This is a genomic window from Mycobacterium sp. 1245852.3 (assembly GCF_001669335.1).
Lineage (GTDB): Bacteria > Actinomycetota > Actinomycetes > Mycobacteriales > Mycobacteriaceae > Mycobacterium > Mycobacterium europaeum_A.
Map to the genome: position 1 here is coordinate 1 of NZ_LZLL01000206.1, position 9,373 is coordinate 9,373.

A 9,373-nucleotide genomic window follows, 5' to 3' on the forward strand; every position below is an offset into this window, starting at 1 on the left:
GGCCCGGTGGCCCGGCACTTCTTATATGTATGTCAGCCGTCGCGTGGGCGTCGGCTCAGCCGCGGCGTCCGCAGACCGGCCAAGCGCCGATGCCCTGCGAGTGCAGCACGTTCTCGGCCACCCGGATCTGCTCCTCGCGGCTCGCGCCGGACGGGGAGCCACTGCCGCCGTTGGCGTGCCAGGTGCTCGGGGTGAACTGCAGTCCACCGGAGAAGCCGTTACCGGTGCTGATGCCCCAGTTGCCACCCGACTCGCACTGCGCGATGGCATCCCAGTTCACGCTGTAGGCGCGGTGGGCAGGAGGCGGCGGGACATCCGGGCCGGGCGGCGGAGCGTCCGGAGCCGGCGGCGGGGGAGCGTCCGGAGCCGGCGGCGGCGGAGCGTCGGGAGCCGGCGGCGGCGGAGCGTCCGGAGCCGGCGGCGGCGGAGCGTCGGGAGCCGGCGGCGGCGGAGCGTCGGGAGCCGGCGGCGGCGGAGCGTCGGGAGCCGGCGGCGGCGGAGCGTCTGGGGCGGAGGGCGGCGGGGCGTCCGGCGCGGGCCCGGCGACCGGCGCGTTCGGGTCGAAGCCCACCGCTTCCGGGTCCGCGTGAGCGGTGGCGGATGGGATGGTCACGAGCGTGCCCGTGACCGCGGCAAGAATGAGCGTCTTTCGGACGTTCTTCAAGTCGTCTTCCTTTCACTGCGCGCGCGCCAAAGCAAGCCCACGGAGGTGGGCCGAAGCTATTGGTTGATGCCTGCTTTGAAACGTGCCGTCTTGGTCAGGCACGGCAGCGGCGGGCGAAGTCTGCCCGGCGGGTCTTACCCACCGACCACGGTCGGGCTTTCGCCGTCCGTAGCGCCGCTCAACACGCGGATCCGTAGATTCAATTATCTGATTACTTTTCCGTAACCCGTTGTGGGCTAACAGGGACCGTAGAAGACCTCGGCGCGTTCGTCATCTTGGGAAATCGGATATCTCGTTTCGATAACGGGCCGATCACGCCGCGGTACCGAGGGCATTTACGCAGGTCACCAGTGAGTTTCGGCGATCGCCACTTGAACGGCATGGACAAACAAATCGTGAGCCGAATCACCTGCGTTTTGTGAGCTGGCGCACGTTTATTTGCCGTGTTCGTCCGATTCGCAAGCGCTTTCAACCATCCGAGCCGCCGCGGCAGGCGGCGCAGCGTACCGCATCTTGTGCCGGCTTCAACGTTCCCACGCCACGGGCGCCGATCTAAATAGCTGAAGGCGCTGAATTCAATTGCGTACCAGGTTGATCCGATGACCAGCCGACGGGGGGCGGTCGGGTTGGATCCGCATGCGTAGGCTTGCGTATTGCTTTGTCCGACAGAATACTTCATTCAATTAGGCAGAGCCACAACAACTCTCGCCACTATTCTGCCGAACCATGGGGGCATCGACACCGAGCACCGCCGACCGGAAGAGCGCGCGGGATTCGAACGAATCAAATTTGCCGGAAATACCGTATCCGCCATGACGAAGGCACCCGCGAATGGCGCCGTCACCCCGTCAGGTGCTCGCGAAATACCCGCAAATCACCGCTGCCCCAACAGATCACGGGAACTCGGTGCGTGACGACATGGATGCCGCGCCCCATCGCCGGGGTCTCACCACACGACAATTGCGCGACTATTCATCGGGTATTTCGGAAAGGCGATTGCCGAATTTAGCGGGAAGGCGAATGATTGCCCGCGTCGAATTGTCGAAAAGCGGCGGCCGAGCGCCGCCGCTCGGCTCAGCCGCGGGACTGCGCCAGCGCGAGCAGGTCGCTCTCGGTGTTGACGTTGGCCAGGAAGCGCGATTCCGGCAGCACGATCTGCTGGGCGTCGGAGGCGTCGATCAGGGCACGCATGGAGCGAGCGCCGCCGGCCACCAGGCCGCTGATCCGCTCGGCCAAATCGGTGCGGTAGACGGCGGCGAGGTAGTGGCTGCGGCCGTCCCACGGCAGCACGATCTCGGCGTTGGTCTCGCCAGCCAACTGCACCAGCTCGTCGATCAACTCCGCGGACAGCAGCGGCATATCGACGGCGCAGACGAAGGCGTACCGGGCGCCCGCCTCGGCGGCCGCCCGCAGCCCGCGTCCGGTCGCCGGCAGCGGCCCCTGGCCGCGCACCTCGTCGCGGATGACCTGCGCCTGCACCGCGGGCAACGGTTGCCCCGGCGCGGCCATCACGAACAGCGGCTCGCAGCGCTGCGCGAGAACCCCGGCGACGTATTCGAGCAGCGTGGCGGCGCCACCCGGGCCGGGCAAGGTGGCCTTGTCGCGGCCCATCCGCCGCGATTCGCCGCCGGCCAGCACGATGCCCGCCAACGACCCGGCCTTTTCTGTGTTGTCGGGCACCTGGTCGCCCACGTCAGTCGACGGTCCAGGTGTCGCGCCCGCGCAACAGCGATTGCAGCGCGGCGGTGTCGAACGGCTTTGCCGACTGGGCCGCCTGGACCTGCGAACGCGCCGCGTCGTCATAGGTCGGCCGGCTGATGTCGCGGAAGATGCCCAGCACGGTGTGTTCGAGGTTCTGGTCCGACAACCGGGACAGGGCGAAGGCGTAGGCCGAGTTGTCGCTGTGCGCGTCGTGCACCACGATCTCGTCGACCGACACGTCGGCGGTCTTGGCCACCTCCAGCCCGAAGCCGGACTTCACCACGCAGTATTCGCCGTTGGCGCCGAACACAATCGGCTCGCCGTGGCGGACGTTGATGACCCGCTCCTCGGAACCTTCCTTGCGCAACGCGTCGAACGAGCCGTCGTTGAAGATCGGGCAGTCCTGCAGGATCTCAACGACGGCGGCGCCGCGATGCCCGGCGGCGGCGCGCAGCACCTCGGTCAGTCCATTGCGGTCGGAGTCCAGCGCGCGGCCGACGAAGGTCGCCTCGGCGCCCAGGGCCAACGAGACCGGGTTGAACGGGTGATCCAGCGATCCCATCGGGGTCGACTTGGTGACCTTGCCGACCTCCGACGTCGGCGAGTACTGCCCCTTGGTGAGGCCGTAGATCCGGTTGTTGAACAGCAGGATGGTGATGTTGACGTTGCGGCGCAGCGCGTGGATCAGGTGGTTGCCGCCGATCGACAGGGCGTCGCCGTCGCCGGTGACCACCCACACCGACAGGTCCTCGCGGGCCAGCGCCAGGCCGGTCGCGATGGCCGGTGCGCGGCCGTGGATCGAGTGGAAGCCGTAGGTCTCCAGGTAGTACGGGAACCGGCTCGAGCAGCCGATGCCGCTGATGAACACGATGTTCTCGCGGCGCAACCCGAGGTCGGGCAGGAAGTTGCGGATGGTGTTGAGGATGACGTAGTCACCGCAGCCCGGGCACCAACGGACCTCTTGGTCACTGGTGAAGTCCTTGGACTTCTGCGGCTGGTCCTGCGCAGACAACCTGGGGACCCCGTCGTTTTTGGTCAACTTCGCGGTCACACCGAGGTCTTTGCCGGCCAGGTTGCCGATCAGGTCAGTCACGAGCGTCGCTCCTCCTCATCGCTTCGCTCTGCATTGGCGCCGGCACCATCATGCGCCGGCCCCAACCGTTGCTGCCGCCATTCTGGCGACCATCGTCTTGTCGTTCTCGACTTCGGCCAGCGTCCCGCCCAGCGCGGCGCGGATGACCCGGCCGATCTCGTCGGCCAGGAACGCGACGCCTTGCACCTTGCTGACCGATTGCACGTCCACCAGGTACTTGCCCCGCAGCAGGAACGCCAGTTGGCCCAGGTTCATTTCCGGCGCGACCACCTGCGGGTAGCGCCGCAGCACCTCACCCAGGTTGGCCGGGAAGGGGTTCAGGTAGCGCAGGTGGGCGTGGGCCACCTTGATGCCCTTGCGCCGCGCGCGCCGGCACGCTTCACCGATCGGACCGTACGAGCTGCCCCAGCCGATCAGCAGCAGCTCGGCGTCGCCGGTCGGGTCGTCGACCTCCAGATCGGGGACCGAGATCCCGTCGATCTTGGCCTGGCGCAACCGGACCATGAGGTCGTGGTTGACCGGCTCGTAGGAGATGTTGCCCGAGCCGTTGGCCGCTTCCAGGCCGCCGATGCGGTGCTCGAGACCCGGGGTGCCGGGCACGGCGAACTGCCGCGCCAGCGTCTCGGGGTCGCGGGCGTAGGGCTGGAAAGGCTCGTCGGGCTTGGCGAACGTGTGCGTGATGCGTGGCAGCGTGCTGACGTCCGGAATGCGCCACGGCTCCGACCCGTTGGCGATGGCGCCGTCGGACAGCACGATCACCGGGGTGTGGTACGACACCGCGATGCGCGCCGCCTCGAGCGCGGTTTCGAAGCAGTCCGAGGGTGAGCGCGGGGCCAGCACCGCGACCGGCGACTCCCCGTTGCGGCCGAACAACGCCTGCAGCAGGTCGGCCTGCTCGGTCTTGGTGGGCAGGCCGGTCGAAGGGCCGCCGCGCTGGACGTCGACGACGAGCAACGGCAGCTCGGTCATCACGGCCAGCCCGAGGGCTTCGGACTTCAGCGAGATGCCCGGACCCGACGTGGTGGTGACGCCCAGCGCGCCGCCGTACGAGGCGCCGATGGCGGCACAGATGCCACCGATCTCATCCTCGGCCTGGAAGGTGATGACGTTGAAGTTCTTGTGCTTGGACAGCTCGTGCAGGATGTCGGACGCCGGGGTGATCGGGTAGCTGCCGAGCATGACCGGGATGTCGGCCAGCTGGCCGGCCGCCACGATGCCGTACGCCAGGGCGGTGTTGCCCGAGATCTGGCGGTATTCGCCCGAGGGCAGGGTCGCCCGGGACACCTCGTAGGTGGTGCCGAAGGCCTCGGTCGTCTCGCCGTAGTTCCAGCCGGCCTTGAGCGCCAGCACGTTGGTCTCGGCGACCTCGGGCTTGCGGGCGAACTTCTCCCGGATGAACTTCTCGCTGGTCTCGATCGGCCGCCCGTACATCCACGACAGCAGGCCCAGCGCGAACATGTTCTTGGCGCGCTGGCCGTCCTTCTTGGTGGCGCCGATCGTCTCGACCGCACCGAGCGTCAGGGTGGTCATCGCGACGGAATGCACGACGTAGTCCGACAACTCGTCGGTCTCCAGCGGATTGGTGACGTAACCGACCTTGGTCAGGTTGCGTTTGGTGAACTCGTCGGAATTGGCGATCACCATGCCGCCACGGGGCAAGTCCCCGATATTGGCCTTGAGCGCAGCGGGGTTCATCGCGACGAGGACGTCGGGCCGGTCACCGGCGGTCAGGATGTCGTAGTCGGCGATCTGGATCTGGAACGACGAGACGCCGGGCAGCGTGCCTGCGGGGGCGCGGATCTCGGCCGGGTAATTGGGCTGGGTCGCCAGGTCGTTGCCGAAAAGCGCTGCCTCGGAGGTGAACCGGTCGCCGGTGAGCTGCATGCCGTCGCCGGAGTCACCGGCAAAGCGAATGACGACTTGCTCGAGGCGCTGACGGGCAGATCCGTTGGGGGGAGCCCCATTCTGTGAGTCTGATCCGGCTCCGCTGCCGTTCGGATCCACCTCTTTGCCCTCCACTTTGTTCACCGCGCGGACACCGCGCGCAAACTAGATTACGCCCGTGAAAGTGACTTTCCGGCCGTGTCGGTTTGATGTCACTGGAAGTATCAATTATGGCACTGATTTTCGGTCACCATCGCCGTCCCTGGGCCGTTGTCTCGCAAGCCTTCGCGGCCAAAAGGCGACGTCAGCGTCATCTACTGATGAGTAGCACGGCAAACTGTGGCGTTGGTCACGTCTTACGCGTTAGCAACCGTCGTTCATACCGTGTCGAGCACCGGGTGTCACGTTTTCGGCGCCGATCTTGGTAGCGGCCGTTTCCGGCATCGCGAACAGATACAACACGAAGCCGGCCGCGGCGAGGGCACCCAGGAAGACGAATGCGGCGTCATAGCCGGCCGCCACCACGATCGCGCCCGCGACGAGGTTCGACACCGCGGCGCCGGCGCCCGTCGCGGCCGTCACCGCCCCCAGGCTGACGTTGAACCGTCCGCTTCCGTGCGTCACGTCCTGCACGACCAGGGGAAACAGAGCGCCGAACACACCGGCCCCGACCCCGTCCAGCAGCTGCACGCCCACCAGCCAGTACGGGTTGCCGGAGCACGTGTAGAGGAATCCACGGGCGGCCAGCACCGCGAAACCGGCCAGGAAGATCGGCTTTCTTCCCCAGGAATCGGCCTTGGCCCCGGCCGCATAGGCCACCGGCACCATGACGACCTGCGCGGCCACCACACAGCCCGCCATCAGGGCGGTGCCCACGTCCCTGTTGTGCAGCGCCAGCAGCTGGCCGACCAGCGGCAGCATCGCCGCGTTGGCGAAGTGAAAAGCGATCACCGTCGCGGCGAAGATCAGCAGCCGGTGGTTGCCCAGCAGCACCGTCAGCCGGGACGGCGCCTGATGCGGCGCTCCGGCGAGATGGTCCATGCCCCGGGCCACCTCGTGGTCGATGGCGTTACCCGGAATCCACAGCGCGGCAGCCACGCTGGCGGTCGCCATCGTGGCCAGCACCCAGAACATGACCACCGGTCCGAAGAAGTAGGCCAGCCCGCCGGTGATCGCCGCGGCGCAGGCGTTCCCTGCGTGGTTGAACGATTCGTTGCGTCCGATCCGCCGGGAGAAGCGGCGGGGCCCGACGACACCCAGGGTGATCGCGGCCAACGCCGGGGCGAAGACGGATCCGGCGATCCCGGTGAGCGCTTGCAGCACGGAGATCGAATAGAAGCCGGGAAACAGCGGCATCGCCAGCGACGCGGTGGCGATCGTCAACGCGCCACCGATGATCAGCGCCCGCTTGCCCGAGCTTCTGTCCACCAGGGCGCCGGCCGGGGCCTGCGCGACGATCGCCCCGATGCCGCCGACCGCCATCACGAACCCGATCGACTCCTGGTCCCAGTGATGGGTCAGGAGCAGATAGATCGACAGGTACGGGCCCAAGCCGTCACGAACGTCGGCCAGGAGGAAGTTCAGCAGGTCCAGGCCACGCCCAAGACGCCGGGGAACGGCGTCGCCGGGGATGGCCGTGCGCTCCAGGAGCTAGTTAGGCGCTCTTGTCCCGACGCTCGGAGCGCGACGGCTTGCGCGGCACGATGGTCGGCAGCACGTTGTCCTGGACGGTCTCCTTGGTCACCACGACCTTGGCGACGTCGTCGCGGCTCGGGATGTCGTACATCACCGGCAGCAGGACCTCTTCCATGATGGCCCGCAGGCCGCGAGCCCCGGTGCCGCGGTGGATCGCCTGGTCGGCGATCGCTTCCAGCGCGTCGTCGGTGAACTCGAGCTCGACGTTGTCCATCTCGAAGAGCCGGGTGTACTGCTTGACCAACGCGTTCTTGGGCTCGGAGAGGATCTTGACCAGCGACTCGCGATCCAGGTTGGTGACCGAGGCGACCACCGGCAGCCGGCCGATGAACTCGGGGATCAGGCCGAACTTGATCAGGTCTTCGGGCATCACTTCGGCGAAGTGGTCGGTGGTGTCGATCTCGGCCTTGGAGCGCACCTCCGCGCCGAAGCCCAGGCCGCGCTTGCCGACGCGCTCGTAGATGATCTTCTCCAGGCCCGCGAAGGCACCCGCGACGATGAACAGCACGTTGGTGGTGTCGATCTGGATGAACTCTTGGTGCGGGTGCTTGCGGCCACCCTGCGGGGGGACCGAGGCCTGAGTGCCTTCCAGGATCTTCAGCAGGGCCTGTTGGACGCCCTCTCCGGAGACGTCGCGGGTGATCGACGGGTTTTCGCTCTTGCGGGCGATCTTGTCGACCTCGTCGATGTAGATGATGCCGGTCTCGGCGCGCTTGACGTCGTAGTCGGCGGCTTGGATCAGCTTGAGCAAGATGTTCTCGACGTCCTCACCGACATATCCGGCTTCGGTCAGGGCGGTGGCGTCGGCGATGGCGAACGGGACATTGAGCATCTTGGCGAGCGTCTGGGCCAGGTAGGTCTTTCCGCAACCGGTCGGCCCGAGCATCAGGATGTTGGACTTGGTCAGCTCGACCGGCTCGTGCCGCGAGTCCCGGCCCTTTTCACCGGCCTGGATCCGCTTGTAGTGGTTGTAGACGGCGACGGCCAGGGTCCGCTTCGCGGTGTCCTGCCCGATCACATATCCCTCGAGGAACTCCCGGATCTCGATCGGCTTGGGGAGTTCATCGAGCTTGACGTCGTCGGCGTCGGCGAGCTCCTCTTCGATGATCTCGTTGCAGAGGTCGATGCATTCATCGCAGATGTACACACCGGGGCCCGCAATGAGTTTCTTGACCTGCTTCTGGCTCTTCCCGCAGAACGAGCACTTCAGCAGGTCACCGCCGTCTCCGATCCGTGCCATGGTGCGTCAGCGCCTACTTCCTGTTCGCCGTTGCTGTTGCCTGTCCCCGCATGTATTCACCGACGCTACCCGCTTGATCGGGCCCGCCGCGACCATAAGCGCCGAATCGCGCCGATGGTATTTGCAGGAGTTCGTGCCTGTTCCGTATGGATGAAACATATAGCCACACGGTGCCCGTCACTCGCGAAAGACGCGCTTTGCGTGTCTTTGGCGTGTCGCGGTCGTGATGCGACCGAGGCTGGCTGTCCCCCGATTCCACCACCGGCGGAGGTGCCAACCCGACGCCGACGATCGCGCGAGGCCTGGGCGGACCCCCAGGAAATCACCCTACAGTGGCGAGGTGGGTTTGGCTGCGGGCTTCGACTGGCCCGGCGGATCCGTGCTGCTCGACGGCGGGTTGGCCACCGAGCTCGAAGCCCGCGGCCATGACCTTTCCGATTCCCTGTGGTCGGCCCGGCTGCTCGCGGACGCCCCGCAGGACATCGTCGCCGTGCACGCCGCCTACTTTCGTGCCGGGGCGGCGATCGCGACGACGGCGAGCTACCAGGCATCGTTCGAGGGCTTTGCGGCCCGCGGGTTCGATCGCGGGGAGACTGCCGGGTTGTTGCGCCGCAGCGTCGCGCTTGCCCGGGCGGCGCGCGATGGCACCGGCGCCGACGGCCTGTTGGTCGCCGCCTCGGTCGGCCCGTACGGCGCGGCGCTGGCCGACGGGTCCGAATACCGCGGCCGCTACGGCCTGTCGGTTGCGGCGTTGGCGCGCTGGCATCGGCCGCGGCTGGAGGTGCTGGCCGCCGCCGGCGCCGACGTGCTCGCGTGTGAAACGGTGCCCGACGTCGACGAGGCGCGGGCGCTGGTCGAGTTGGTGCGCGCGGTCGGCGTACCGGCCTGGCTGAGCTACACCATCGACGGGGACCGCACCCGCGCCGGGCAACCACTGGCCGAGGCCTTCGCGGTGGCGGCCGGCGTCGACGAGATCGTCGCGCTCGGGGTGAACTGCTGCGCGCCCGCGGACGTGTTGCCCGCGATCGCGCACGCCGCGCCCGTCGGGAAACCCGTCATCGTCTACCCGAACAGCGGAGAACGCTGGGATGCTTTG

At 67.4% G+C, this 9,373-nt stretch carries 7 protein-coding genes; 1 reads left to right on the forward strand and 6 read right to left on the reverse strand.

The annotated features are described in order from the left end of the window. Window positions 1-55: 55 nt before the first annotated feature. The 6 genes from A9W96_RS09495 to clpX form a co-directional block, all read right to left on the reverse strand. Complete coding sequence (locus tag A9W96_RS09495) at window positions 56-664, reverse strand: transglycosylase family protein (protein WP_067139253.1); 609 nt, start codon at window positions 662-664, stop codon at window positions 56-58. Window positions 665-1,738: 1,074 nt separating this feature from the next. After that, a complete protein-coding gene (mobA, locus tag A9W96_RS09500; protein ID WP_082972116.1) occupies window positions 1,739-2,356 on the reverse strand; it encodes a molybdenum cofactor guanylyltransferase in 618 nt (205 codons plus the stop codon). Between the two features lies 1 nt (window position 2,357). Next, window positions 2,358-3,458 carry a 2-oxoacid:ferredoxin oxidoreductase subunit beta gene (locus A9W96_RS09505; RefSeq protein WP_066860208.1) on the reverse strand — a complete coding sequence of 367 codons (1,101 nt, stop codon included), beginning with the start codon at window positions 3,456-3,458 and terminating at the stop codon, window positions 2,358-2,360. A 48-nt stretch (window positions 3,459-3,506) separates the two neighbouring features. After that, window positions 3,507-5,462, reverse strand: coding sequence for a 2-oxoacid:acceptor oxidoreductase subunit alpha (locus A9W96_RS09510; RefSeq protein WP_156749350.1), 1,956 nt, complete (start codon window positions 5,460-5,462; stop codon window positions 3,507-3,509). A 243-nt stretch (window positions 5,463-5,705) separates the two neighbouring features. Next, window positions 5,706-6,974 (reverse strand): MFS transporter, encoded by a 1,269-nt coding sequence (locus A9W96_RS09515; RefSeq protein WP_156765173.1) that lies wholly within the window; start codon window positions 6,972-6,974, stop codon window positions 5,706-5,708. 22 nt (window positions 6,975-6,996) lie between these two features. Further along, a complete protein-coding gene (gene clpX, locus A9W96_RS09520) occupies window positions 6,997-8,277 on the reverse strand; it encodes an ATP-dependent Clp protease ATP-binding subunit ClpX (RefSeq protein ID WP_064953001.1) in 1,281 nt (426 codons plus the stop codon). Between the two features lie 340 nt (window positions 8,278-8,617). Here clpX and mmuM point away from each other — a divergent pair. Continuing rightward, the coding region (gene mmuM, locus A9W96_RS09525; protein ID WP_231999640.1) for a homocysteine S-methyltransferase at window positions 8,618-9,373 on the forward strand (756 nt) is incomplete at its 3' end.

Excerpts from the sequence above, each read along its gene's own strand:
- clpX (WP_064953001.1), bottom strand. The coding sequence starts at position 8,277 with ATGGCACGGATCGGAGACGGCGGTGACCTGCTGAAGTGCTCGTTCTGC.